This window comes from Streptomyces sp. CBMA29 (genome assembly GCF_014596445.1).
GTDB lineage: Bacteria > Actinomycetota > Actinomycetes > Streptomycetales > Streptomycetaceae > Actinacidiphila.
The window spans coordinates 97941-121890 of the sequence record NZ_MECL01000083.1; the positions used below are offsets into that span (position 1 = coordinate 97941).

The following is a 23950-nucleotide window of genomic DNA, read 5'->3' on the forward strand; positions in this document are numbered from 1 at the left end:
ATGCTTTCGGTCGCTGTTCAAGGTGGCGCGATGCGGTCCGTCTACGCGCTGGGGGTCGTTCGCGGCATGGTCGACCTCGGCATCCACAGCAAGGTGGGTTCCGTGCACTCCTCCAGCGCCGGGTGCGTGGCCGGGGCGGTGCTCGCCGGGCAGGCGCGGGCCGAGGACGCGCCGGACCTCACCGAATTGGTGAAGACGTTCCTGGACGAGCTCAGCGGACGGAACTTCATCGACAGCAGGCGTGTGACGAAGACGGTCGACGTGGACCTGCTCGTCTCCGTCATCCGCGAGCAGACCGGGCTCTCGCTGGCCAGCCTCACCAAGCACGCGCTGACCTTCGAGGTCGCCGTCACCAACGCGGTCACGTCCATCGCCGAGTACTTCGACCTCGGCCGGTGCGCCTCGGACGCCGAACTCTTCGAGGTGCTGCGGGCCACCATGGCCATCCCGGTGCTCTACCACCGGCGGGTCAGGCTGCGGTCCCAGACGTACGTGGACGGCGGCATCTCCGACCCGCTGCCGCTGCTGCGCGCGCTGGCCCGTAAGCCGAGCGCGGTCATCGCCGTCTCCACGGTCGGCGCGGGCTCGCTCGGCCACCACCTCAGCGGCAAGGAGGCGCTGGTCATCCGTACCGCGCCCGGCATCTCTCCCCCGGTACGCGGCCTGATGCTCGCCTACAACCCGCTGGCGCGGGTCTCCGAACAGATCATGGTCCAGGGCTCGTTCGGGTCCATCCCGATCCACCGCGTGACCCCGTCCGACCCGGACGTCCTGACCAGCCGGACGGAGACCGACCGCAAACGGCTGCTGCGGGCCGAGGAGTTGGGGTACGCCGACGCCCTGGCGGCGCTGTCCGACCGCGAGTTCGAGGACTTCCCGCAGGCGCGGGAGAGTTAGAGCTGCTGGGCGGCCTCGGTCGCCCAGTACGTGAGGATCATGTTCGCGCCCGCCCTGCGGATGGACGTCAGCGTCTCCATGATCGCGCGGTCGCGGTCGATCCAGCCGTTCGCGGCGGCGGCCTCGACCATCGCGTACTCACCGGAGATCTGGTACGCGGCGACGGGCACGTTCACCTCGTCGGCGACGCGGCGCAGCACGTCCAGGTAGGGCAGCGCGGGCTTGACCATCACCATGTCGGCGCCCTCCTCCAGGTCCAGCGCCAGCTCGCGCAGCGCCTCACGGAGGTTGGCCGGGTCCTGCTGATAGGTCTTGCGGTCGCCCTTGAGCGAGGAGTTGACCGCCTCGCGGAAGGGGCCGTAGAAGGCGGAGGCGTACTTCGCGGTGTACGCGAGGATCGCCACGTCCTGCTTGCCGATCTCGTCCAACGCGTCGCGTACGACGCCGACCTGACCGTCCATCATGCCGGAGGGGCCGACCACGTGGACGCCCGCGTCCGCCTGGACCTGGGCCATCTCGGCGTAGCGCTCCAGCGTGGCGTCGTTGTCGACGCGGCCCTCGGCGTCGAGCACGCCGCAGTGGCCGTGGTCGGTGTACTCGTCCAGACACAGGTCGGACATCACCACGAGCGCGTCGCCGACCTCGGACACGACGTCACGGATGCCGAGTTGGAGGATGCCGTCGGGCTCGGTGCCCTGGCTGCCGACCGCGTCCTTCACCTCGGGGACGCCGAAGAGCATGATGCCGCCGACCCCGGCCGCCGCCGCTTCCGCCGCCGCCTTGCGCAGCGAGTCGCGGGTGTGCTGGACGACGCCGGGCATGGAGGAGATCTCCTGCGGCGCGCTGATGCCCTCGCGGACGAACATCGGCAGGATCAGCTCCGCCGGGGACAGCCGGGTCTCGGCGACCATGCGGCGCATCGCCGGGGTCGTCCGCAGACGTCGCGGGCGCGCGCCCGGGAACTCGCCGTACCGGCTGCTCATGGCTGCGCCGCCTTCCCGTGGGCCCAGGCCCGTGGAGATCGAGGCACCCTCACGATCGAGGGCTCTGTCCCCACGGTACGCCCGCTCCCGGAGTGCTTTTCCCGACGCCCAGTCGGCTCCGCAAAGGGCCGCGGCAACGCAAAGGAGAAGAAGATCCGTACGCCCGCCACGCGATCTTCACCGCGCATGAGAAATCCCCGGCGGACAATTGCCGACCGGGGATCGCCACGCGTATATTGGTTTCTTCTGCGCGCATTCCGCGCACATGAGAAAGGCCCCGATCACGGGGCCAACAAGACTGAACCATATCCGACGGGGAGCCGTTTTGTCAAATCGGGAAAGCGTCGAATTGCGGGAAGAGCAGGAATTCATCGACCGCGTCCACGCACGGGTCGACGCCCTGCGCGGTGTCGCGGCGCAGGGCGTCGAGGACGCCCTGACGCCGGTCGGCACCGGCCTCCAGGCGCGGCTCGAACGCGACATCCGGGTCACGGAGCGCTCCGGCCTGCTCGCGGCGCTGAACGCGGTCGACGGTTCGCTGTGCTTCGGCCGCGTCGACCGCTCCGACGGCGCCACGCACCACATCGGCCGGATCGGCATCCGCGAGGACGACGCCGACCGTACGCCGCTGCTCATCGACTGGCGCGCGCCCGTCGCCCGCCCCTTCTACCTCGCCACCGGGCACACCCCGATGGGTCTGCGGCGGCGCCGCCACATCGCCAGCGAGGGCCGCACCGTCACCGAGCTGCACGACGAGATCCTGGACCTGGCCGACGGCGAGCGCACCGGCTTCGAGGACCCCAACGGCGACAGCGTGCTGCTCGCGGCGCTCAACTCCGCGCGCACCGGCCGGATGGGCGACATCGTGCGGACCATCCAGGCCGAGCAGGACACCATCATCCGCGCCCCGCACCGGGGCGTCCTGGTCGTGGAGGGCGGCCCCGGCACCGGCAAGACCGCCGTCGCCCTGCACCGGGCCGCGTTCCTGCTGTACGAGCAGCGCGAACTGCTCGCCAAACGCGCGGTGTTGATCGTCGGCCCCAACCCGGCGTTCCTGCGCTACATCGAAGAGGTGCTGCCCGCGCTCGGCGAGACCGGCGTCCTGCTCGCCACCCAGGCCGAGCTCTTCCCCGGCGTCCACGCCACCGGCACCTCCGACTCGCCGCGCGCCGCCGCCGTCAAGGGCGGCGAGGAGATGGCCGAGGCGCTGGCGACGGCCGTCCGCGACCGGCAGCAACTGCCCGAGCCCGGCGCCCCGTTGATCATCCAGCACGACGACGGCGACCTCATCCTCGACTGGGAGATCGCGTACGAGGCCCGGCAGGGCGCCCGCGACACCCTGCTGCCGCACAACCTCGCCCGCCCGCACTTCGTCTTCCGGGTGATCGACGCGCTGACCGCGCAGCTCGCCGAGCGCATCGGCGCCGACCCGTACGGCGGGCCCAACTTCCTCGGGCCCGACGACATCGCGCTGCTCGGCCGGGCCATCGCGGCGAGCAAGGAAGTCCACGCAGCCGCCGACGAGTTGTGGCCGCCGCTGACCCCCGAGGCGTTCCTGGCCGACTATCTGGCCGCGCCGGTGTACCTGCCCGCCGAGGACTCCGACGCGATCCGGCGCCCGCGCCCCGACCACCCCCTCGACGCACCGTGGACGCCCGCGGACGTGCCCCTGCTGGACGAGGCCGCCGAACTCCTCGGCGTGGACGACAGCGCCCGGCTGGCGGCCGAGGAGGCCGTACGGCAGGAGCGGATCGCCTACGCGCAGGGCGTGTTGGAGCTGTCGCGGGGCTCGGAGTCGTACGAGTTCGAGGACGAGGAGTCCGAGGTGCTGGCCGCGCACGACATCATCGACGCCGAGCGGATGGCCGAGCGGCACGAGGAGGACGACCACCGCGGCGCGGCCGAGCGCGCCGCCGCCGACCGTACGTGGGCGTTCGGGCACATCATCGTGGACGAGGCGCAGGACCTGTCGCCGATGGCGTGGCGGCTGCTGATGCGCCGCAGCCCGACGCGTTCGCTGACGCTGGTCGGCGACCCGGCGCAGACGTCGGAGGCGGCGGGCGTCGGCTCGTGGGAGAACATCCTGCGGCCGTACGTCGGGGACCGCTTCGAGCACGTCACGCTGAAGGTCAACTACCGTACGCCCGCCGAGATCATGGAGCTGGCGGCCGGGGTCGTACGCGAGCGGGACCCGGAGTACGTGCTGCCGGTGTCGGTGCGGTCGACCGGCGAGCGGCCATGGACGCGGGACGCGGGCGGGGACCTGGCGGGGACGGTCGCCAAGGCCGCCGCGGAGCTGACGCCGCTGCCGGGGCAGGGCCGCCTGGCGGTGATCGCGCCGCGCGAACTGCACGAGGAGATCGCCGCCGCGCTGGACGGGGTCACGGCGGGCGAAGCGCCCGACCTGACCCGGCCGTTGGTGCTGCTGGCCCCGCGCCAGGCCAAGGGCCTGGAATTCGACCATGTGCTGGTCGTGGAGCCCGCCCGGTTCGGATCGAGCGACCTGTATGTGGCCCTCACCCGCGCCACGCAGCGCCTGGGCGTCGTCCACCGGGAGCAACTGCCCCCGGCGCTGCGGTAGTCCAAGGCCCCGGGCCTCAAGTGCGGCCCTGGACGGGGACCCTAGACGCGGACCCTAGACGCGGGCCCTTCTGCGCGAGCCGGGACGGCGCTCGCTGGGGCGGGTGACCGGGTCGCCCGCCTCCTCGGCCGCGACCCGGCGGGCCGTACCGAAGTCGGCGAGGGCCTGCGCGAGGGCGAGCACGGACGGCTCGGGCGACATGACGTCCACCCGCAGCCCGTGCTCCTCCGCCGTCTTGGCGGTCGCGGGCCCGATGCAGGCGATCACCGTGACATTGTGCGGCTTGCCCGCGATGCCGACGAGATTGCGCACGGTCGAGGACGAGGTGAACAGCACCGCGTCGAATCCGCCGCCCTTGATGGCCTCACGGGTGTCGGCGGGCGGCGGCGAGGCGCGCACGGTCCGGTAGGCCGTCACGTCGTCCACCTCCCAGCCCAGCTCGACAAGACCGGCCACCAGCGTCTCGGTGGCGATGTCGGCACGCGGCAGGAAGACGCGGTCGATCGGGTCGAAGACCGGGTCGTACGGCGGCCAGTCCTCCAGCAGCCCGGCCGCGGACTGCTCGCCGCTGGGCATCAGGTCCGGCTTGACGCCGAACTCCACCAGCGACTGGGCGGTCTGCTCGCCGACCGCGGCGACCTTGATACCGGCGAAGGCCCGCGCGTCGAGCCCGTACTCCTCGAACTTCTCGCGCACCGCCTTGACGGCGTTCACCGACGTGAAGGCGATCCACTCGTAGCGTCCGGTGACCAGGCCCTTGACGGCCCGCTCCATCTGCTGCGGCGTGCGCGGCGGTTCGACCGCGATGGTCGGCACCTCGTGCGGCACGGCGCCGTACGAACGGAGTTGGTCGGACAGCGACGCCGCCTGCTCCTTCGTGCGCGGCACCAGCACCCGCCAGCCGAACAGCGGCTTGGTCTCGAACCACGACAAGTGCCGTCGCTGGGCGGTGCGTTCGCCCACGACGGCTATCGCGGCGATCGGTCCCTCGGGCGTCGGCAACGCCTTGGTCGCCTTCAGCTCCGCGGCGATGGTGGCCAGGGTCGCGGTCCAGGTGCGCTGCCGGGTGGTGGTCCCGGCGACGGTCACCGACAGCGGGGTGTCGGGCTTGCGTCCGGCGGCGATGAGTTCCGCGGTGGCGATCGCTACGGTCTGGAGCGTGGTGGAGACCACCAGCGTCGCGTCGCTCGCGCCCACCTCGTTCCAACAGCGGTCGCCGGCGGTGGCCGCGTCCACGAAGCGCACGTCACTGCTCAAGTGCACGCCCGCGTAGGCGGGTACGCCGACGGCGGCGGCCACGCCGGGCACGACCTCGAACGGGATGCCCGCGTGGGCACAGGCCAGCATCTCCTCGGCCGCGGACGAGTCGAGACCGGGGTCGCCCGCGACCGCACGGACGACCCGCTTTCCGGTCCGCGCGGACGCCATGACAAGCTGGGTGGCAGCAGCCGAGACAGCGGAGATGTCCAACACCTCGCCGTCTGCGGCGGGTTGGGCCGTGCCCACGTCCGCGCGGGCGTGCGTGCGGACCACGTCGAGCACCGGCGCGTCGCCGACCAGCAGGTCGGCACGGGCCAGCGCCTCCACAGCGCGCAAGGTCAGCAGCCCGGGGTCTCCGGGCCCGGCACCGAGGAAGGTGACGTGGCCGGAAGAAGGTCGGTTGGAACCGGCGGTCCCGGCGGTGTTCGTCGTTGCAGCGACGGCGGCGGGGTTCAAAGTGCGCGCTCCCCCATAAGACCGGCCGCACCCTTGGCGAGCATCTCGACGGCCAACTCGCGCCCGAGGGCACGCGCTTCGTCGTCGGACGCCGGTACGGGGCCGGTGATGGACATCTGCACCAGTGAGGCGCCGTCGGTCGTGCCGACGACACCGCGCAGGCGCAGCTCGGTAGTCTGCCCGTCGGCCACGAGGTCGGCGAGCGCGCCCACAGGGGCGGAGCAGCCGGCTTCAAGGGCGGCGAGCAGGGATCGCTCGGCGGTCACGGCGACCCGGGTGAACGGGTCGTCGAGCTCGGCGAGCTGTGCGGCCAACTCCTGGTTGGAGGCGGCGCATTCGACCGCCAACGCTCCCTGGCCGGGAGCGGGCAGTACGGCGTCGGCAGCGATCAGCTCGCTCGCCTCCGCGAGCCTGCCGATACGGTTCAGCCCGGCGGCGGCCAGTACGACCGCGTCGAGCGTGCCGGAAGTAACGTACCCGATGCGGGTGTCAACATTGCCACGGATCGGCACCGTCTCCACGGCCCTGCCGTGTGACCGTGCCCACGCGTTGAGCTGCGCCATCCGTCGCGGGGAGCCCGTGCCGACCCGCGCTCCGTCGGGCAGCGTCGCGAACGTCAGGCCGTCGCGGGCCACGAGTGCGTCCCGCGGGTCTTCCCGTACCGGGATCGCCGCGAGCGTCAGCCCTTCCGCTTGCGCGGTGGGCAGGTCTTTGAGGCTGTGCACCGCGAAGTCGATCTCGCCGGCCAGGAGGGCGTCCCTCAGGGCCGACACGAAGACGCCGGTGCCGCCGATCTGGGCCAGATTCTCTCGTGAGACGTCGCCGTACGTGGTGATCTCGACCAACTCGACCGGGCGGCCGGTCAGTTCCGTCACCTGGGCGGCGACCATGCCCGACTGCGCCATCGCCAGCTTGCTGCGCCGGGTCCCCAACCGCAGGGGCTGCGCCCCACGCAAAGAGGGTCCGCCCTCAACAGCTCCCTCCCGCAAGGGCGTTGCCCCCACCGGGTCGCCGTCCCGCCCGGAGGCAGAGCCGCTGGCGCTCGGGACCTGGCCCCCAGGGGCGCGGGGAACCGCGCGCTCAGCCGCAGCGGCGCCGCTCACGCCCGCCCGCCCCAGCGGGGCAGTCACGGCTGTCTCCGGACCACCGGCCGTCACGGGCTGGCCGCGCAGTTCCCCGCGCCCCTGCGGGACACGACCTGCCACGCCCGGCAGCGTCGCCGACTGCGGGTCCGCCGTGGTCGGCCGCGCAGTTCCCCGCGCCCCTACCGGGGCACCTCCCGCGACCACGCGCCCACGCGGCGGCAGCCGCACATCAGATGCAGCCCCGCGCCCCTGCGGGGCACGACCTGCCGCACCCGGCACCGTCGCCGACCGCAGGTCCGCCGTGGCCGGCCGCGGGCCGCTCGCGCCCACGCGTCCACGCGGCGGCAGCCGCAGGTCGGACGCGGCCCCGCGCCCCTGGGGGGCACGAACTGTCGCGTCCGGCACCGTCGCCGACACAGCGCCGGGCCCCTGGGGGGCACCCGTCTCGTTCATTCAGCGGCCTCGATTCGGTTCTGGGACGCCCAGGGTGGTGCGGGTCGGCGCGGAGCGGACGGCGGCTACGGCCTGCGGGTCGAGGTCGAAGAGCTCGCGCAGGGCGTCGGCGTAGCCCGCGCCGCCCGGCTCGCCCGCGAGCTGCTTGACCCGCACGGTGGGCGCGTGCAGGAGCTTGTCGACGACGCGGCGCACCGTCTGGCTGATCTCGGCGCGCTGCTTGTCGTCCAGATCGGGCAGCCTACCTTCGAGGCGGGAAAGTTCACCCGCCACGACGTCGGCGGCCATGGCGCGCAGCGCCACCACGGTGGGCGTGATGCGAGCGGCACGCTGCGCCGCCCCGAAGGCGGCGACCTCGTCGGAGACGATGGCGCGCACGGCGTCGACGTCGGCGGCCATGGGCGCGTCGGCGGAGGCGGCGGCCAGCGACTCTATGTCGACCAGGTGCACGCCGAGCACCCCGTGCGCGGCCGAGTCGATGTCACGCGGCATGGCGAGGTCCAGCACGGCGAGGTCGCTGCCCGCAGGGCGCTCGGCGAGGGCGGCGCGCAGGTCGTCCGCGGTCAGCACCAGGCCGGTCGCGCCGGTGCAGGACACCACGACGTCGGCGGTGCGCAGCGCGGCGGACACCTCGGACATGGGGATCGCGCGGCTGTCGAGGGCGCTGTTGTCGGAGGCCAGCGTCGCCGCGAGGCGCTCGGCCCGGTCGACGGTGCGGTTGGCGATGGCCAGCTCGCGTACACCCGCGCGCGCGAGCGTGGCCGCGGCCAGGGAGGACATGGAGCCCGCGCCGACGACGAGGGCGCGGCGGCCGGTGAGCGGTCCTGTCGTCACGGCGAGCTGGTCCAGGCCGAAGGTGACCAGGGACTGGCCCGCCCGGTCTATCCCGGTCTCGGAGTGGGCGCGCTTGCCGACCCTGAGGGCCTGCTGGAACAGGTCGTTGAGCAGCCGGCCCGCGGTGTGCAGCTCCTGCGCGGCGGCCAGCGCGTCCTTGATCTGGCCGAGGATCTGGCCCTCGCCGACGACCATGGAGTCCAGGCCGCAGGCCACGGAGAGCAGGTGGTGGACGGCCCGGTCCTCGTAGTGCACGTACAGGTGCGGGGTCAGCTCTTCGAGGCCGACGCCGCTGTGCTGGGCGAGGAGCGTGGACAGTTCGGCGACCCCGGCGTGGAACTTGTCGACGTCCGCGTACAGCTCGATGCGGTTGCACGTCGAGAGCACCACCGCCTCGGCCGCGGGCTCCGCGGCGAGCGCGTCCTGGAGCAGCTTGGCGCGGGCGTCCCCGGTGAGCGCGGCCCTCTCCAGGACGCTCACGGGTGCGCTGCGGTGGCTGAGTCCGACGACGAGAACGCTCATGCGGGCATCACGGCGGGTACGTCACCGTCCGGGTCCTGGCGGTCCTCGCCCGCCTTGCGCTGCTCGTGGAAGGCGAGGATCTGGAGCTCGATGGAGAGGTCGACCTTGCGTACGTCGACGCCGTCGGGAACGGTCAGCACGGTCGGCGCGAAGTTGAGGATCGAGGTCACACCGGCGGCCACGAGGCGGTCGGTGACCTCCTGGGCGGCGCCGGCGGGCGTGGCGATGACGCCGATCGACACCTGGTTGTCGTCGACGATCGACTCCAGCTCGTCGATGTGGCGGACCGGGAGCCCGGCGACCAGACGGCCCGCGAGCGCGGGGTCGGCGTCCAGCAGCGCGGCGACCCGGAAGCCGCGGGAGGCGAATCCGCCGTAGTTGGCGAGCGCGGCGCCGAGGTTACCGATACCGACGATGACGACCGGCCAGTCCTGCGTGAGGCCCAGCTCACGGCTGATCTGGTAGACGAGGTACTCGACGTCGTAGCCCACGCCACGGGTCCCGTAGGAGCCGAGGTAGGAGAAGTCCTTGCGCAGCTTGGCCGAGTTGACCCCGGCGGCGGCGGCGAGTTCCTCCGACGACACGGTGGGCACCGAGCGCTCGGAGAGTGCTGTCAGTGCCCGCAGGTACAGCGGAAGTCTGGCGACGGTGGCCTCGGGAATCCCTCGGCTGCGGGTCGCCGGTCGGTGAGATCGGCCAGTTGCCACGGTGCTCCTGCGGGTAGAGCTGGGCTGAAGACGACCACGGTCTTTGGGGCCGCCCCGTGGACGCCAGGCTATGTCTTTGTGAACGCGTGCACAAAGATGGTGTCCGATTTGCCCGGCGGACGTGACCGGCATCACGCGCTCCCATTACGGACATTGGGCACCATTCGCCGTGCGGAATCGTTGCTGCGGCGCTTCCAGAGTGCGTCAACGACCCCCGTCAGGCCAGTGGCCTGCGGCCATTCCACCGCGGCCGCCAGCGCCAGCCGCTCGTCCAGAACGGCGGATTCCGCGAATTCGACCGATTCCGCACCCCGAACGTAGTGCGAGAACAGCTCGGCCGTCGCAAGAGCGTCACCCAGCGCGGTGTGCGCGTGCCACTGCGTGACGCCCGCCGCCGCGGCGCAGTCGCGCAGTGACAGCCCGTGCGGAACGGGCAAGCGGGCGGCGGCCATCCGCATCGTGCAAAGTTCTGGTATAGACGGCAGCCGCACCCCGAGGCGGGCGTACTCGGCGGCCAGGAACGAGCGGTCGCACCCCACGTTGTGCCCCACGAGCACCCGGCCGCGCAGCAGATTCAGCAGCCGGGCCGCGATGCCCTCGAACGAGGGCGCCCCGCCGAGGTCGCCGCCCTCGATGCCGTGGATGTGCGTCGGGCCGACCGGACCGTGCGGATCGACCAGCGTCGCGAACTCGCCCTGCGGAGCCAGGTCCTTGTCCAGCAGGACGACCGCCAGCTCCACCACCCGGTGCCGCCGCGACGACGAACCGGTCGCCTCGACGTCGACCACGGCAAAGCCGTACGCCGAAGCCTGGCTCGGAGCCGAGAGCACGCGGTCACACTCCTCACGCATCGCCCCCGGCCGTACAAAACGACCTCGATCGTAATCGAATGTGCGCGAGTGCGAGTAACGCCCGCATATCGCCTGTGACACAGGTGCAGTACGGCTGCGCGGAGGGTCACGGGTGACAGTTGGTGCGATCCGGCGCCGTACGCGTAACCGTCCCGCGCGCCCGTTCCCCGTACGCGCACCCGTCGTACAGGCGCCCGTACCGTCCGGCGCACAATGGCCCGTATGACGAACGACGACAGCGCGGCGTCGGCCGTGCGCACGGTCACGCTCATCGGCAAGCCCGGCTGCCACCTGTGCGACGACGCGCGCGCCGTGATCGAGAAGGTGGCGGGCGAGACCGGCGCGGCCGTGGAGGAACGGGACATCACCCGGGACGAGGCGCTGTACGCGCGGTACTGGGAGCAGATCCCCGTCGTCCTGGTCGACGGCGAACAGCACACGTTCTGGCGCGTGGACGAGAAGCGGCTGCGCGCCGCGCTCACCGCGGGCTGACCCCCGGCGGGGACCCGTACCCGGTCACTGTCCGGTCGTGTGGCGTTCACGCCCGCGCATCGTGGGCGAACAGGGCTTGACGCGCCGGGTGGTTATGCTCGCGGTATGGCCGCACGCAGATGGCTCACCCCCCGTAGGCAGGCCGGCACCGAGCGCAGTGTGCTGGCAGGCGAGGCCGCGGCACTGGCCGCGGAGGCCGCCCTGGCCACCAAGACCCGGCCGCGGGACGCGGTTTCCGCCGGGCCGGAGGAGACCCCGGCCGCCGAGGCGGCGGATCCGGCCGAGAAATCAGCGCGCGCGGAGCGCGAGGCGCGCGCGGAGCCGACAGCACCCGGAGAGCCGGAGGAAGCCGAATTCCCCGCCTCCGACCAGCCCCGCGCGGCGGCCTTCTTCGACCTCGACAACACCGTGATGCAGGGCGCCGCGATATTCCACTTCGGCCGCGGCCTGTACAAGCGGAAGTTCTTCGACACCCGCGACCTGCTGCGCTTCGCCTGGCAGCAGACGTACTTCCGCGTGGCGGGCAACGAGGACCCCGGGCACATGCGGGACGTGCGCGAGAGCGCGCTGTCCATCATCAAGGGGCACCGCGTCGAGGAACTGACGTCCATCGGCGAGGAGATCTACGACGAGTACATGGCGGGCAAGATCTGGCCCGGCACGCGCGCGCTCGCCCAGGCCCACCTGGACGCCGGGCAGCGCGTCTGGCTGGTGACCGCCGCGCCTGTCGAGACCGCCACGATCATCGCCCGCCGCCTCGGCCTGACCGGCGCGCTCGGCACGGTCGCCGAGTCGGTCGACGGCGTCTACACCGGGCACCTGGTCGGCGAACCGCTGCACGGACCCGCGAAAGCCGAGGCCGTACGCGCCCTGGCCGCCGCCGAGGACCTGGACCTGTCGCTGTGCGCCGCGTACAGCGACTCCTCCAACGACATCCCGATACTGTCCCTGGTCGGCCACCCGTACGCCATCAACCCCGACAGCAGGCTGCGCAAGCACGCCCGCGCCGAGGGCTGGCGGCTGCGCGACTACCGCACCGGGCGCAAGGCCGCCAAGATCGGCATCCCCGCCGCGGCCGGGATGGGCGCGGTGGCGGGCGGCGCCGTGGCCGCTGTCGCGATCAGCCGCCGCCGGCACTCCTGACACCGCCCTCCCGTGACGCCTGTGGCCCCCGTGGCGCGGCAGCCTCGCCGTGCCACGAGGGGCCCGAAGTGCCGGGAGCGACACGCGTGAACACGAGCACAACACGCTCTCTCCGCGACCATTTCACGAGCAGAAGTGGTCAACTAAGCGCGCCTGTTCGATAATTACTCGATCACCATTCCGCTTAGGAAGTGGCGGAAACGGCGATTTGAGCAACTCGGTGTAGCGTCGCCTGTACGAAGCGTTATTCTCCTCAGACGCATTCCGGTACCCGCACGTCGCCACGACGAGTGAACGGTCCCGTACTGCACGTGATGGAAGTTCTGCCTCTGGGAGTCCCGTGTACCCACACGACGGGGTTGACACCTCTGGCCTGGCTGCGTTGCGCGCACTGGTGGTTGACCGCCTGATGCGCACAGTCCCCACGTACGCCGTGCCCGCCTTCGCCACGTCCGGTCCCACCGTCCCCGGCCACGCTTACGCGCTGGCCGAAGTCAGCACAGCCGCAGGCAGACGCACCCGCAGCAGCTCCACCAGCACCACCGGCACGGGCAACGGCTCCGGCGGCGGTCAGTCGACCGCCACGACCACCGCCCGGCGCCCGGCCTCCGACACCGACAGCGGCCGGATGATGGACCTGGTCGAAAGGGCCCAGGAAGGCGAGACCGAAGCCTTCGGACGGCTCTACGACCACTACTCCGACACCGTCTACCGCTACATCTATTACCGCGTCGGCAGCAAAGCCACCGCCGAGGACCTGACGAGTGAGACGTTCCTGCGCGCCCTGCGCAGAATCGGTACCTTCACCTGGCAGGGCCGTGACTTCGGCGCGTGGCTGGTCACGATCGCCCGCAATCTGGTCGCCGACCACTTCAAATCGAGCCGGTTCCGGTTGGAAGTGACCACCGGTGAAATGCTCGACGCGAACGAGGTCGAGCGCAGCCCTGAGGACTCCGTTCTGGAGTCGCTGTCGAACGAGGCGCTGCTCCAGGCCGTGCGCAAGCTCAATCCGCAGCAGCAGGAGTGCGTCACGCTGCGGTTCCTCCAGGGTCTCTCGGTGGCCGAGACCGCCCGCATCATGGGCAAGAACGAGGGGGCGATCAAGACCCTCCAGTACCGGGCGGTCCGCACCCTGGCCAGGCTCCTACCGGAAGACGCCCGGTGAGCCGGCCTTGTCCCGGACGGTGTCCCGTACCCCGGCAGGCCATCATTCGGCCTATCAGTCCGATCATCAGAGCCGACCCGATCATCAGACCTGCGTAACCCAACTGGCCCGGCACTCGTTGCATCACATGCAGACATATCTGTGCCGCGCGCTGCCTGTTGCTGTTCACTCGATCGGGTGGACGGCAGCCGGGAACGCAACCTTCCGGGCGGCATGGGGAGTCGAGTGTGGATGACGAGAGGAGGTGCCGCCCGTGATCGGACAGGCAACGGCACACCGCCGGGCGAACGCCTTCGCCCAGGCCCTTGAGGACGCTGCTGTCCTCGACGAGACCACCGGCGAGCGCGGTGGCGGCGGTGCCGGACCGGCGAGCGGGCAGCACGGCAGCCATGCCGCCGCCCGGCACGCGGATCCCGAACAGGACTCGCTGCTGTCGCTCGCCGCGGCCATCGTTGACCGGCCGGCGCCCGTACTGGACGCCGACAAGAAGACCGTCCAGCGCGCGCAGCTCATCGCCGCGATGGAACAGGCCATCGCCGACGGCAGTTTCGAGGTGGCGGGCCGGGTCCCCGAGCAGCGCTCGCAAGGACACGGCGGGCACGGCGCCCACCGGCTGCGCAAGCTCACCCCGCGCTCCCGGCTGTCCCGGCGGCTCGCGGTCGGCGGCCTGTCCGTCGGCGTCGCCGCCGGTGCCTTCGGCGGAGTCGCGGCGGCCAGTACGAACGCGCTGCCTGGTGACACCCTCTACGGCCTCAAACGGGGCATGGAGGACCTGAAGCTCGACATGGCGGGCAGTGACGCCTCCCGCGGCAAGGTCTACCTCGACATGGCCTCCACGCGCATGCAGGAGGCCCGGCGGCTCATGGACCGGCAGCGCGGCGGACAGCTCGACGACGAGTCCGTCGGCGATGTGCGCAAGGCGCTGTCCGGCATGCGGCAGGAGGCGGCCGAGGGACACCGGCTGCTCAGCCAGGCGTACGCGAAGGACGGCTCGCTCCAGCCGATGGCGCTGCTCAACACCTTCGCCGCGTCGCACCGGCAGGGCTGGACCGAGATGCGCGGCAAGCTGCCCAGCCAGCTCACCGATGTCTCCGACCAGGTCTCGTCGGTCTTCGCCGCCATAGACGATGACGTCAAGCCGCTCGAATCCGTGCTCCCCAAGCCGAAGGACGACAGCTCCTCCGGCTCGCAGGGCCACCGGCGTTCCGGCGGCGGAAGCGACGACGGTACGGGCAGCGGTACGGACTCCGGCTCCGGCACGCCGTCCGCGCCCGCGTCCGGGGACAGCAAGTCCGGGCAGGCGCCGGGCGGCGACCCGTCGGCGTCGCCCACCGCCCCGCAGCACGAGGGCCTGATCGGCGGGCCGCTGCTCCCGCCCCCGCCGAACAGCACTCCCGGCAACGGCAGCGGTGCCACGGACACCCCGTCCACCTCCGCCACCCCGCCGCACTCCGTCACCCTCCCCCCGCTCCTCCCCGGCCTCCTCCCGGGCCTCGGCCTCGGCGTGGACGACGCGAACGACTAGCCCCACCGCACCCCGAAGGGCGGCCGGCTCCCCGCAAGGAGAACCGGCCGCCCTTCGCTGTCCGCCGCGTGACGGGCTGGGCTCAGAAGAAGACCGAGCGGCGGTCCACCAGGAGCTTGTAGAGGGTGTGCTGGATCGTCTCGCGGACCTGATCGGTCAGGTTGAAGACGAGCATGGGGTCCTCCGCCGCCTCGGGCGGGTAGGCGTCGGTGAGGATCGGCTCGCCGAACTGGATCGTCCACTTGGTGGGGAGGGGGACGAGTCCGAGCGGCCCCAGCCAAGGAAAGGTGGGGGTCAGGGGGAAGTACGGGACGCCGAGCACGCGCGCGAGGGTGCGGGAGTTGCCGACCATCGGATAGATCTCCTCGGCGCCGACCACCGAGCACGGAATGATCGGCACCTTCGTCTTCAGCGCCGTCGCGACGAATCCGCCGCGCCCGAACCGCTGGAGCTTGTACCGCTCCGAGAACGGCTTGCCGAGCCCCTTGAAGCCCTCCGGCATGACACCGACGACCTCACCGCGCTCCAGCAAGACCTCGGCGTCCTCCGCGCACGCCAGCGTGTGCCCGGCCTTGCGGGCGAATTCGTTGACCACCGGGAGCATGAAGACCAGGTCGGCGGCGAGTAGCCGCAAGTGCCGCCCCGCCGGGTGGTGGTCGTGCACGGCGACCTGCGTCATGAGGCCGTCGACCGGCAGCGTCCCGGAGTGGTTGGAGACCACCAGCGCCCCGCCCTCGGCGGGGATGTTCTCGATGCCCTTCACCTCGACCCGGAAGTACGTGTCGAAGAACGGCCGCAGCACCGACATCAGCACCTGCTCGGTCAACTCGGCGTCGTAGCCGAATTCGTCGACCTCGTACTCGCCGGTGACCCGGCGCCGCAGGAACGACAGGCCGGAGGCGACCTTCCGCTCCCACTCCCCGCCGAGCAGCCGGTCGGCGACCCCGCCGAGCGCGGCGGCCAGCCCCGGCCCCTCGTCCCCGGCGGCGGACCCGGACCCGGAACCGGAATCCGTACGCGCCCCCGTGGCGGATTCCGCTTCGGTCCCGCCGCCGCTTCCCTGCGCGGGGATCGCCGCGCCCGTACCGCCCGGCTCTGACCCCGCCCCGGCCCTCTCCTGAGACTCCGGCACCTCCGGCCCCTCCGGCTCGGGCACCGCCGCCAGCGGCTGCGTACCCTGCCCGCCCGCGCCGGACGACCCTGCGCCGTCCTTCTTCCTGGCGCCCGCGGACCGGCCGCCGCGCGACCGGCCCGAACCCGAGCCGGACCCCGTACCCGAGCCGGAACCCGAGCCCGTACGCCGCGCCCGCGAATCGTCGCCGAACGGGATCACCTTGGCGTCTGCCATGGTTCGACTCCTTCTGCCTGGTGCGGTCACGCGTGGTCGGCGTCGGTGGCGTCCGCGGCGTCGGGCGCCAGCGCCGCCGCGGCGAGCCGGTCGACGGCGCGCGCCATCCGGTCCGGCGGCAGCAGCCCGGGGCCGCGGCTGCGCGCGAAGTCGGCGAACGTCTCGGCCGTCGTGTACGCCGGCGCGAAACCGAGCGTCTCACGCATCTGCCGGGTGTCCACCACCCTGCCGTGCGTCAGCAGCCGAATCTGTTCGCGCGAGAAGTCGGTGACGCCCGCGGCCTTCAGCGTCCGCCCGATCCAGGTGACCGCGGGCAGCAGCACCGGCACGGTCGGCTTGCCGAGCCGCCGCGCGGTCTGCGACAGCAGCAGCACCCCGTCGCCCGCGATGTTGAAGGTCCCGCTGTTGAGCGTGCCGCGCCGCGCGTCGAGCGCGGCCAGTACCAGCACCTCGTTCACATCGTCCTCGTGAACGAACTGCAACCGGGGGTCGTAGCCGAAGACGGTGGGCAGCACGGGCAGCGCGAAGAACTCCGCGAGCGGGGTGTCGGCGTGCGCGCCGAGGATGTTCGCGAACCGCAGCACCGCGACCGCGACGTCCGGGCGGCGGCGCGCGAAGCCCCGTACGTACCCCTCGACCTCGACGGCGTCCTTCGCGAAGCCGCCGCTCGGCAGCGACTTGGCGGGCATCGTCTCGGTGAAGACGGCCGGGTCGCGCGGCGCGGCGCCGTAGACGCTGGTGGTGGACTTCACGACCAGGCGCCGCACGGTCGGGGCCTTCTGGCAGGCGCCCAGGAGCTGCATCGTGCCGATGACGTTGGTCTCCTTGACCTGCGTCCGGCCGCCGGAGCCCATCGTGGTGGTGGCGCTGACGTCCAGGTGCACGACGGTGTCGACCGACATCTGCGCGAGGATCCTGGCGATCATGGGCTGCCGGATGTCGGCGCGGACGAACTCCGCGGCGCCCAGATCGTGCTCGGGCGGCACGGCGTCGACCGCGATCACCCGGTCGACGTCGGACTCCCGCAGGACCCGGCGGACGAAACGGCCGCCGATCGGTCGCGCGACTCCGGTGACGAGCACCACCTTGCCCACGGTTCAGCGCCTTCCTACGGAGTTGTACGCACCGTACCCGTTCGTTGTTGCGCCGCAGTGACGGCCCGCTGTACGGGCTGCCGACGTCACGCCGCTGCCCCTGCTGTCACACCTGCCCCGGAAAACGCCACTGCCCCCTCCGCCGCCTACGGGCGGTGGAGGGGGCAGGAAGAGCGGCGTACTGCGTCGAGCCCGCTTACTTCTTGTTGCGACGCTGAACGCGCGTCCGCTTCAGCAGCTTGCGGTGCTTCTTCTTGGCCATACGCTTACGCCGCTTCTTGATGACAGAGCCCACGACTACCCTCGCTTCGTTTTCACTCGGTGCGGGGCGTCCGAGCCCACACGACCTACGTCGGCCAAGCCTACCCGCCCGAGGCGGACGAGCATAAACCGAGCCCCACGCAGGCGGTCAGCGGCCCTCGGCGGGCGAGATCAGGCAGATTCCCCCACCCCCACCCCCACATAGGACTCACGCAGGTAGTCGTGGACGGCCTGCTCCGGAACCCGGAAAGACCTCCCCACCCGGATCGCCGGCAGATGACCGCTGTGCACCAGCCGGTACACCGTCATCTTGGACACGCGCATGACCGCGGCAACTTCGGCCACGGTAAGGAACACGACCTCGTTGAGAGGTCTGGTTTCGCTTGAAGCCATGACACACCTGAACTTTCCGCACCTGACGGCCACCGGCTTCCCCTCCGGCGACTCCAACAGTCAAGTGCGCTCCCCCTCAGATTAGGGGCGCATGATGCAAGTGGGGAAGAGGAGTTGCCAATAGTTGATTACTGTGACAGCCACGCCCGATGGAGTACGTAGCGGGTAAGCGGCCGGTAGTAATCGGACCGCACGGTGTCGTCCAGTGGAACGGCGACCGACACCCTGCCCTCCGCTTCCGCGACGAACACCGCGGGGTCGTCGGAGTCCGCCAGACCGATCGCCTCGATGCCCAACTGCCCTGCCCCGCATACGAATCCGTGGTCCCCGACCACCAGCCGCGGCAGCACCCCGCCCTGCTCGGCGGCAGCCGCCAGGGCCGCTCTGACGGGCAGCGGGGAGTGCGTGTGAGCACCCGGTTCCGCCGCCCCGGCACCCTCCTGCGGCCCCTCCGCACCAGGCACGGGGCGCACCACAGCGACACCTCCCACGTACCAAAGATTGTGACGCCGTACCCCGAACTGTGTCGGCATATCGACGTAGCCGCCGTACGCAGGGGTGAGAATCACACATCCCGCCGCCGACAGGGCTGCCGCCAAAGAGGCGTAGAAGCCCAGCAGCCGATGAGGGTGTCCCGTCCCCAGCAGAACGGGGATACGATCCTGCGCCGCCCTGCCAAGACGCTCGGCGAAGGCGTCCAGCGCCGCCACCGTACAGTCCGGGTCGATCGTGTCCTGCCCCGAGGTCTCCGCCGGGTCCGGCGACACACCGCAGCGGTCGGCCATCAGCCGGAGCAACTCGGCCGTGCCCCACTCCCCTTCCGGATCCAGCCCCAGCGTCTGGCGCGGGTCCCGCGCCGCGAAGAGCCGGTAACTGTGCAGACTTTTCTCCCTCGGGGTCGAGACCCGTCCCGCCAGCCGGGCCGCCACCAGATGCGCGCGCAGCGCGCCGACACTCAGCACCCCTTGATCGTCCCGACTCCCCCCGCCCGCCGGGTACGAAACCGCCAAAAACACCCCGTGCGGGTGACCCGCGCCGAGCGCGCTCCAGACGTAGAAGACCTACGCCACACGCGTACGCGCCTCGCCGTAACGGGTTACCGGACCGCGCGATGACGGCGTGTGCGAAATTGGGGGATTCCGTGGAGAAGGAGCGGCTCCGTCGCCGGAAAGTGCACGACGCGCTACGGCCCGTCGCCGGGCAGGTCCTACGGAAGCAGCCCGTGGAGCGGGAAGACCGCGCGGCGGGTGGCGATCACGGCCTGGTCGAGCCGGTCCGCCGGGTCGTAACCGGAGTCGGCGAAGTCCGCCCACCGCGGATCACGGCCGTCCGTCATCCGCAGCGGCGCCTGCTGCCGGGTCCGGGCGTAGGCCTCGTGCCGCCACTCCTCGGGGACCGGCGTCTTCGGCGCCACCGGCGCGCCCGCCGCGATCGCCACCAGATGCGTCCACGTACGCGGCACCACATCGGCCACCGCGTAACCCCCGCCGCCCAGCGCCACCCAGCGGCCCTCCGCGTGGTCGTGCGCCAGCGCGTGACACGCCTCGGCGACCAGCCGCTGCGCGTCCAAGGACACCGCCAGATGCGCCAGCGGATCCTCGAAATGGGTGTCCGCGCCGTGCTGCGAGACAACCACTTGCGGCCGGAACGCCGCCACCAGCTCGGGCACCACCGCGTGGAAGGCCCGCAGCCAGCCCGCGTCACCCGTCCCCGCGGGAAGCGCCACATTGACCGCGCCGCCCTCCGCCGCGGGCCCGCCCGTCTCGTCCGGCCAGCCCGTCTGCGGGAACAGCGTCCGCGGATGCTCGTGCAGCGAGATCGTCAGCACCCGCGGGTCGTCCCAGAACGCCGTCTGCACACCGTCGCCGTGGTGTACGTCCACGTCCACGTACACCACCCGCTCCGCGCCCAGCTCCAGCAGCCGGGCCACCGCGAGCGCCGCGTCGTTGTAGACGCAGAAACCCGCCGCCGCGCCCGGCATCGCGTGGTGCAGCCCGCCCGCGAAGTTCACCGCGTGCAGCACATCGCCCTGCCACACCGCCTCGGCCGCGCCCACCGACTGCCCCGCGATCAGCGCGGACGCCTCGTGCATCCCCGCGAACGCCGGATTGTCCTCGGTGCCGAGCCCGTACGACAGATCCGCCGCGGCCGGATCCGCGGACGCGGCCCGTACCGCCGCCACGTAATCCGCCCGGTGCACCAGCGCCAGCGTCGAGTCACCGGCCGCGGGCGCCGCCACCACCGACAGCTCCCGGTCGAGCCCGAAGGCCCGCACCAAACCGCGCGTGAGCGACAGCCGCACCGGGTCCATCGGGTGGCCAGGACCAAAGTCGTACCTGGTTACCCGCTCATCCCACATCAACTGTGCTCGGCCGCTCATGGCCGACACCGTACCCGGCGGGCCCGGCCTCAAAGGACTTGGCGTACAACAGCGTCGCCCCCACCAGCACCATCGGCACGAGCATCGCCCCGCGGTAGCTCCACACATCGCCCAGCGCGCCCACCAGCGGCGAGCCGACCAGGAAACCCACGTAGTTGAAGATGTTCAGCCGCGCGATGGCCGAGTCCGAGGCACCGGGGAACATCCGCCCGGCCGCCGCGAACGTCTGCGGCACGATCACGCACAGCCCGAGCCCGAGCAGCGTGAAGCCCAGCATGCCCACCCACGCCCCCGGCGCCACCGCCACCACCGCGAAGCCCGCCATCGCCAGCACCGTCCCCAGCCGGACGACGGACGCGGCACCGTACCGCCGCACCCCGAAGTCACCGACCGAGCGGCCGATCAGCGTCGTCACCATGTAGACGGCGTACGGCACGGTGGAGAGCTGCTCCGAGCTGTGCAAGGTGTCCTGGAGGTACTTCGCGCTCCAGTTGGAGACCGTCGAGTCACCGATGTACGCGAAGGCCATGACCAGGCAGAGCGGCATCAGCAGCCGCATCACGACCGCCTGCTTCTCGCCCCCGAGCCCGCTGACTGACGGCTGCTCCTGGTCGGCGTACCAGCGGCTCGCCACCAGCGTCAACGGGATCAGCACCGCCACCACCGGCCCGTACAGCGCCACCAGCGAGATGTGCCAGTGCGCCCCCGACCACGCCAGACACGCCCCGACGATCCCGCCCAGGCTGTACGAGGCGTGGAAGCCGAGCATGATGCTGCGGCCGTAGGTGTGCTGGAGGCTCACCCCGAGCATGTTCATCGACGCGTCCAGACCGCCGACGCACACCCCGAACAGCGCCAGCGTCACCGCCGCCATCCACAACTGGTCGCCCGCGCCGAGCAGCAGCAGGACCAGGGCCACGACCGGCTGCACCCAGCGCAGCACCACACTCGGCCTGATCCGCTTCACCACGTACTCGGTCGCCACGCTGCCCAGGCCCGCGAGGATCGGCACCGCCGCCAGGAACACCGGCAGCAGCCCGTCGCTGATGCCGTACCGGTCCTGGATCGCCGGAATCCGGGTGACCAGCAGCGCGAAGAGCGCGCCCTGCGCGAAGAAGCTGATCGCGAGCGCGGCCCGCCCGTGCCGCAGCCGGTCGTCCGGCTGCCGGTACTTCACGGGGGCGGCGGGCCCCCCGGGGGCGCTCTGCGCGGCTTCGTCCATGAGCGAGCAGCGTAAACGCGGAAGCTACGGATGAGTAGGTGGCGGGGGTCACAATTGTGATCAACCCTCGCGGTACGGCTCCCCGGGCCGCTCCCGATCACCCCAACAGCAGGTCGGGCAGCCCTTCCATCGCACCGAACAGGGCCGTCGCACCGGCCACCTTCTCCGCCGGGGTCATCGCCGTGAACGCGTACACGTCCATCCCCGCCGCGACCGCCGCCCGCACCCCCAACGGACTGTCCTCGACCACCGCGCACCGCTCAGGAGCCACCCCCATCACGGCCGCCGCGTGCAGGAACAGATCCGGCGCCGGCTTCCCCCGCCCCACGTCCTGCGACGAGAAGATCCGCTCCTCCCCGAACCGCTCGTACAGCCCGGTCCTGCGCAGCGCCACCCGGATCCGCTCATGACTCCCCGACGACGCCAGGCAGTACGGCACCCCTTCCGCCACCAGCCGGTCCAGCACCCCCGCCGCCCCCGCCACCGGCTCCAGCTCCCGCTCGAAAGCCGCGAACACCCGCGCGTGCAGCTCCTCGTCGAACCCGTCGGGCAGCCGCCGCCCCGACCGCTCCCACACCACGTCGTGCACCCGGTGCACCGCCGCGCCCATGTAGTCCCGGACCGAGTCCTCGTACGTCGTCGGATGCCCCACCTCCGTCAGGTGCCCGGCGAGAATCCGGTTGGATATCGGCTCGCTGTCCACAAGGACGCCGTCATTGTCGAAGATGACCAGGTCATACCGCATACGGCCACTGTAGTTGGGGGCACGGATCCGGTAGCGTACGGGCCATGTCGAGCCCCGAGGCATCCAAGGCGGGGGCTTTCGGTCACGCCGTCAGCCCCCTGAACCACTGAGTCCGCAGCTCACTTTCTGCGCTGCGCGCCCCCGGGCGCTGACCGCGGTGACGAGACGACGTTCACGTTTCCTCTCGTGCATCTCCTCACCTCGGAGCCTTTCTCGATGCCTCTACGTCTCCCTGTTCCGCTGTACCTGCTCGCCATGGCCGTCTTCGCCATGGGCACCTCCGAATTCATGCTGGCCGGCCTTCTGCCGGAGATCGCCGCCGACCTCGATGTGACGGTCGGGACCGCGGGCACGCTCACCTCGGCCTTCGCGATCGGCATGGTCGTCGGCGCCCCGCTGATGGCCGCGCTCGCCAGGGCCTGGCCCGCCCGCGGCAGCCTGCTCGCCTTCGTCGTCGCCTTCGCGGCGGCGCACGCCGCGGGCGCCGTCACCGGGAGCTTCCCGGTCCTGTTCGCCACCCGGATCGTCGCCGCGCTCGCGAACGCGGGCTTCCTCGCCGTCGCCCTCACCACCGCCGTCACGCTCGTGTCCCCCGACCGCAAGGGGCGCGCACTGGCCGTACTGCTCGCCGGGACGACGGTGGCCACGGTCGCCGGGGTACCCGGAGGCGCGGTGCTCGGCACCCTGCTGGGGTGGCGGGCCACCTTCTGGGCGATCGCCGTGCTGTGCCTGCCCGCCGCCGCGGGAATCCTCAAGGGCGTTCCGGCCCGGCCGCCGGCTCGTACGTCCGCGGCCGAACCCGGCCTGCGCACCGAGCTGGCACTGCTCAAGTCCCCACGCCTGGTGACGAGTCTGCTGCTCGGCGCCCTGGTGAACGCGGCCACCTTCGCAAGCTTCACCTTCCTCGCACCGGTCGTCACCGACACCGCGGGCCTCGGCCGCCTGTGGATCTCCGTGACCTTGATGCTCTTCGGCGCCGGGTCCTTCGCAGGAGTCACCCTCGCGGGCCGCCTGGCCGACCACCGCCCCGGCCTGGTCCTCACCGCCGCGGGCCCGCTCCTGCTCCTCGGCTGGCTCGCCCTGGCCCTGCTGGCCGACAGGCCGGCCGCCCTGCTCCCCCTCGTCTTCCTCCAGGGCGCCCTGTCCTTCCTCCTCGGCGGCACCCTGATCACCCGCGTCCTCTACGAAGCAGCCGCCGCCCCCACCATGTCCGGCTCCTACGCCACCGCCGCCCTCAACCTCGGCGCGGTCCTCGGCCCCCTGACCGCCGCCGCCACCCTCCACACAAGCGCTGGTCCCCTCGCCCCCTTCTGGACCAGTACCCTTCTCGTCCTCCTCGCCCTCCCGCTCCTCAGGAGAGCATAAAAGGAGAACGCAAAAGAGGCCCGGCCTCGGATCCTAAGATCCGAGGCCGGGCCTCTTCCATAAAGATTGTTCGGCGGTGTCCTACTCTCCCACAGGGTCCCCCCTGCAGTACCATCGGCGCTGAAAGGCTTAGCTTCCGGGTTCGGAATGTAACCGGGCGTTTCCCTAACGCTATGACCACCGAAACA

21 protein-coding genes and 1 rRNA gene are annotated in these 23950 nt (G+C 71.7%); 7 read left to right on the forward strand and 15 right to left on the reverse strand.

Going from position 1 to position 23950, the window contains the following annotated elements; all coding sequences use genetic code 11:
• Nucleotides 1-897, forward strand: a complete 897-nt coding sequence (locus tag BGM09_RS13075) for a patatin-like phospholipase family protein (protein ID WP_223186744.1) — start codon at nucleotides 1-3, stop codon at nucleotides 895-897.
• On the opposite strand, the gene hemB is transcribed toward BGM09_RS13075, so the two are convergent.
• Nucleotides 894-1880 carry a porphobilinogen synthase gene (gene hemB, locus BGM09_RS13080; RefSeq protein ID WP_188281702.1) on the reverse strand — a complete coding sequence of 329 codons (987 nt, stop codon included), beginning with the start codon at nucleotides 1878-1880 and terminating at the stop codon, nucleotides 894-896. The two genes, BGM09_RS13075 and hemB, sit on opposite strands and share 4 nt — an antisense overlap.
• Nucleotides 1881-2229: 349 nt before the next feature.
• Here hemB and BGM09_RS13085 point away from each other — a divergent pair, with 349 nt between their 5' ends.
• Nucleotides 2230-4461 (forward strand): HelD family protein, encoded by a 2232-nt coding sequence (locus tag BGM09_RS13085; RefSeq protein WP_188281732.1) that lies wholly within the window; start codon nucleotides 2230-2232, stop codon nucleotides 4459-4461.
• Nucleotides 4462-4515: 54 nt separating this feature from the next.
• Here BGM09_RS13085 and BGM09_RS13090 read toward each other — a convergent pair whose 3' ends face one another.
• From BGM09_RS13090 to BGM09_RS13110, 5 genes are all read right to left on the reverse strand, one after another.
• On the reverse strand, nucleotides 4516-6177 hold the full coding sequence (locus BGM09_RS13090; RefSeq protein WP_188281703.1) for a uroporphyrinogen-III synthase: 1662 nt from the start codon (nucleotides 6175-6177) through the stop codon (nucleotides 4516-4518).
• Entirely contained in the window at nucleotides 6174-7166 is a 993-nt protein-coding gene (gene hemC / locus BGM09_RS13095; protein ID WP_411158297.1) for a hydroxymethylbilane synthase, read from the reverse strand. Before hemC ends, BGM09_RS13090 begins: the two co-directional genes overlap by 4 nt.
• A 549-nt stretch (nucleotides 7167-7715) precedes the next feature.
• A complete protein-coding gene (locus tag BGM09_RS13100) occupies nucleotides 7716-9071 on the reverse strand; it encodes a glutamyl-tRNA reductase (RefSeq protein WP_188281705.1) in 1356 nt (451 codons plus the stop codon).
• Nucleotides 9068-9778: a redox-sensing transcriptional repressor Rex gene (locus tag BGM09_RS13105; RefSeq protein WP_188281706.1), complete on the reverse strand. Its 711-nt coding sequence runs from the start codon at nucleotides 9776-9778 to the stop codon at nucleotides 9068-9070. The genes BGM09_RS13100 and BGM09_RS13105 overlap by 4 nt, the downstream gene beginning before the upstream one ends.
• A 131-nt stretch (nucleotides 9779-9909) precedes the next feature.
• Nucleotides 9910-10608, reverse strand: a complete 699-nt coding sequence (locus tag BGM09_RS13110; RefSeq protein ID WP_317452685.1) for a 3'-5' exonuclease — start codon at nucleotides 10606-10608, stop codon at nucleotides 9910-9912.
• 243 nt (nucleotides 10609-10851) lie between these two features.
• On the opposite strand from BGM09_RS13110, the gene BGM09_RS13115 reads away from it, so the two are divergent.
• From BGM09_RS13115 to BGM09_RS13130, 4 genes are all read left to right on the forward strand, one after another.
• Nucleotides 10852-11121: a glutaredoxin family protein gene (locus BGM09_RS13115; RefSeq protein WP_223186745.1), complete on the forward strand. Its 270-nt coding sequence runs from the start codon at nucleotides 10852-10854 to the stop codon at nucleotides 11119-11121.
• A 105-nt stretch (nucleotides 11122-11226) separates the two neighbouring features.
• Nucleotides 11227-12264: an HAD family hydrolase gene (locus BGM09_RS13120; protein WP_188281709.1), complete on the forward strand. Its 1038-nt coding sequence runs from the start codon at nucleotides 11227-11229 to the stop codon at nucleotides 12262-12264.
• A gap of 340 nt (nucleotides 12265-12604) precedes the next feature.
• Complete coding sequence (locus BGM09_RS13125) at nucleotides 12605-13429, forward strand: ECF subfamily RNA polymerase sigma factor, BldN family (protein ID WP_188281710.1); 825 nt, start codon at nucleotides 12605-12607, stop codon at nucleotides 13427-13429.
• Between the two features lie 253 nt (nucleotides 13430-13682).
• Entirely contained in the window at nucleotides 13683-14954 is a 1272-nt protein-coding gene (locus BGM09_RS13130) for a DUF5667 domain-containing protein (protein ID WP_188281711.1), read from the forward strand.
• Between the two features lie 82 nt (nucleotides 14955-15036).
• Here BGM09_RS13130 and BGM09_RS13135 read toward each other — a convergent pair whose 3' ends face one another.
• The 8 genes from BGM09_RS13135 to BGM09_RS13170 all read right to left on the reverse strand — a co-directional run bounded on the left by BGM09_RS13135 (nucleotide 15037) and on the right by BGM09_RS13170 (nucleotide 22397).
• The gene (locus BGM09_RS13135; RefSeq protein WP_188281712.1) at nucleotides 15037-16302 is read right to left on the reverse strand and encodes a lysophospholipid acyltransferase family protein; all 1266 of its coding nucleotides are present in this window, start codon (nucleotides 16300-16302) and stop codon (nucleotides 15037-15039) included.
• Between the two features lie 26 nt (nucleotides 16303-16328).
• Nucleotides 16329-17396: an NAD-dependent epimerase/dehydratase family protein gene (locus tag BGM09_RS13140; RefSeq protein WP_188281713.1), complete on the reverse strand. Its 1068-nt coding sequence runs from the start codon at nucleotides 17394-17396 to the stop codon at nucleotides 16329-16331.
• A gap of 196 nt (nucleotides 17397-17592) precedes the next feature.
• Nucleotides 17593-17691 carry a 30S ribosomal protein bS22 gene (locus BGM09_RS13145; RefSeq protein WP_003948845.1) on the reverse strand — a complete coding sequence of 33 codons (99 nt, stop codon included), beginning with the start codon at nucleotides 17689-17691 and terminating at the stop codon, nucleotides 17593-17595.
• A 137-nt stretch (nucleotides 17692-17828) separates the two neighbouring features.
• Nucleotides 17829-18050, reverse strand: coding sequence for a helix-turn-helix domain-containing protein (locus tag BGM09_RS13150; RefSeq protein WP_188281714.1), 222 nt, complete (start codon nucleotides 18048-18050; stop codon nucleotides 17829-17831).
• A 128-nt stretch (nucleotides 18051-18178) separates the two neighbouring features.
• Nucleotides 18179-19012, reverse strand: a complete 834-nt coding sequence (locus tag BGM09_RS13155; protein WP_188281715.1) for a phosphatase — start codon at nucleotides 19010-19012, stop codon at nucleotides 18179-18181.
• A 245-nt stretch (nucleotides 19013-19257) separates the two neighbouring features.
• On the reverse strand, nucleotides 19258-20430 hold the full coding sequence (locus tag BGM09_RS13160; RefSeq protein WP_188281716.1) for an acetoin utilization protein AcuC: 1173 nt from the start codon (nucleotides 20428-20430) through the stop codon (nucleotides 19258-19260).
• Nucleotides 20399-21580 carry an MFS transporter gene (locus BGM09_RS13165; protein WP_223186778.1) on the reverse strand — a complete coding sequence of 394 codons (1182 nt, stop codon included), beginning with the start codon at nucleotides 21578-21580 and terminating at the stop codon, nucleotides 20399-20401. The genes BGM09_RS13160 and BGM09_RS13165 overlap by 32 nt, the downstream gene beginning before the upstream one ends.
• 169 nt (nucleotides 21581-21749) lie before the next feature.
• Entirely contained in the window at nucleotides 21750-22397 is a 648-nt protein-coding gene (locus BGM09_RS13170) for an HAD family hydrolase (protein ID WP_188281718.1), read from the reverse strand.
• A gap of 216 nt (nucleotides 22398-22613) precedes the next feature.
• Here BGM09_RS13170 and BGM09_RS13175 point away from each other — a divergent pair, with 216 nt between their 5' ends.
• Complete coding sequence (locus tag BGM09_RS13175; protein WP_188281719.1) at nucleotides 22614-23762, forward strand: Cmx/CmrA family chloramphenicol efflux MFS transporter; 1149 nt, start codon at nucleotides 22614-22616, stop codon at nucleotides 23760-23762.
• Between the two features lie 68 nt (nucleotides 23763-23830).
• Here the strand turns inward: BGM09_RS13175 and rrf are convergent.
• Nucleotides 23831-23947, reverse strand: a 5S ribosomal RNA gene (rrf, locus tag BGM09_RS13180).
• Nucleotides 23948-23950: the final 3 nt, after the last annotated feature.

Coding starts and splice junctions, on each gene's coding strand:
- BGM09_RS13075 (WP_223186744.1), top strand. CDS start 1: ATGCTTTCGGTCGCTGTTCAAGGTGGCGCGATGCGGTCCGTCTACGCG.
- hemB (WP_188281702.1), bottom strand. CDS start 1,880: ATGAGCAGCCGGTACGGCGAGTTCCCGGGCGCGCGCCCGCGACGTCTG.
- BGM09_RS13100 (WP_188281705.1), bottom strand. CDS start 9,071: ATGAGCGTTCTCGTCGTCGGACTCAGCCACCGCAGCGCACCCGTGAGC.
- BGM09_RS13115 (WP_223186745.1), top strand. CDS start 10,852: ATGACGAACGACGACAGCGCGGCGTCGGCCGTGCGCACGGTCACGCTC.
- BGM09_RS13120 (WP_188281709.1), top strand. CDS start 11,227: ATGGCCGCACGCAGATGGCTCACCCCCCGTAGGCAGGCCGGCACCGAG.
- BGM09_RS13135 (WP_188281712.1), bottom strand. CDS start 16,302: ATGGCAGACGCCAAGGTGATCCCGTTCGGCGACGATTCGCGGGCGCGG.
- BGM09_RS13150 (WP_188281714.1), bottom strand. CDS start 18,050: ATGGCTTCAAGCGAAACCAGACCTCTCAACGAGGTCGTGTTCCTTACC.
- BGM09_RS13160 (WP_188281716.1), bottom strand. CDS start 20,430: ATGAGCGGCCGAGCACAGTTGATGTGGGATGAGCGGGTAACCAGGTAC.
- BGM09_RS13170 (WP_188281718.1), bottom strand. CDS start 22,397: ATGCGGTATGACCTGGTCATCTTCGACAATGACGGCGTCCTTGTGGAC.
- BGM09_RS13175 (WP_188281719.1), top strand. CDS start 22,614: ATGCCTCTACGTCTCCCTGTTCCGCTGTACCTGCTCGCCATGGCCGTC.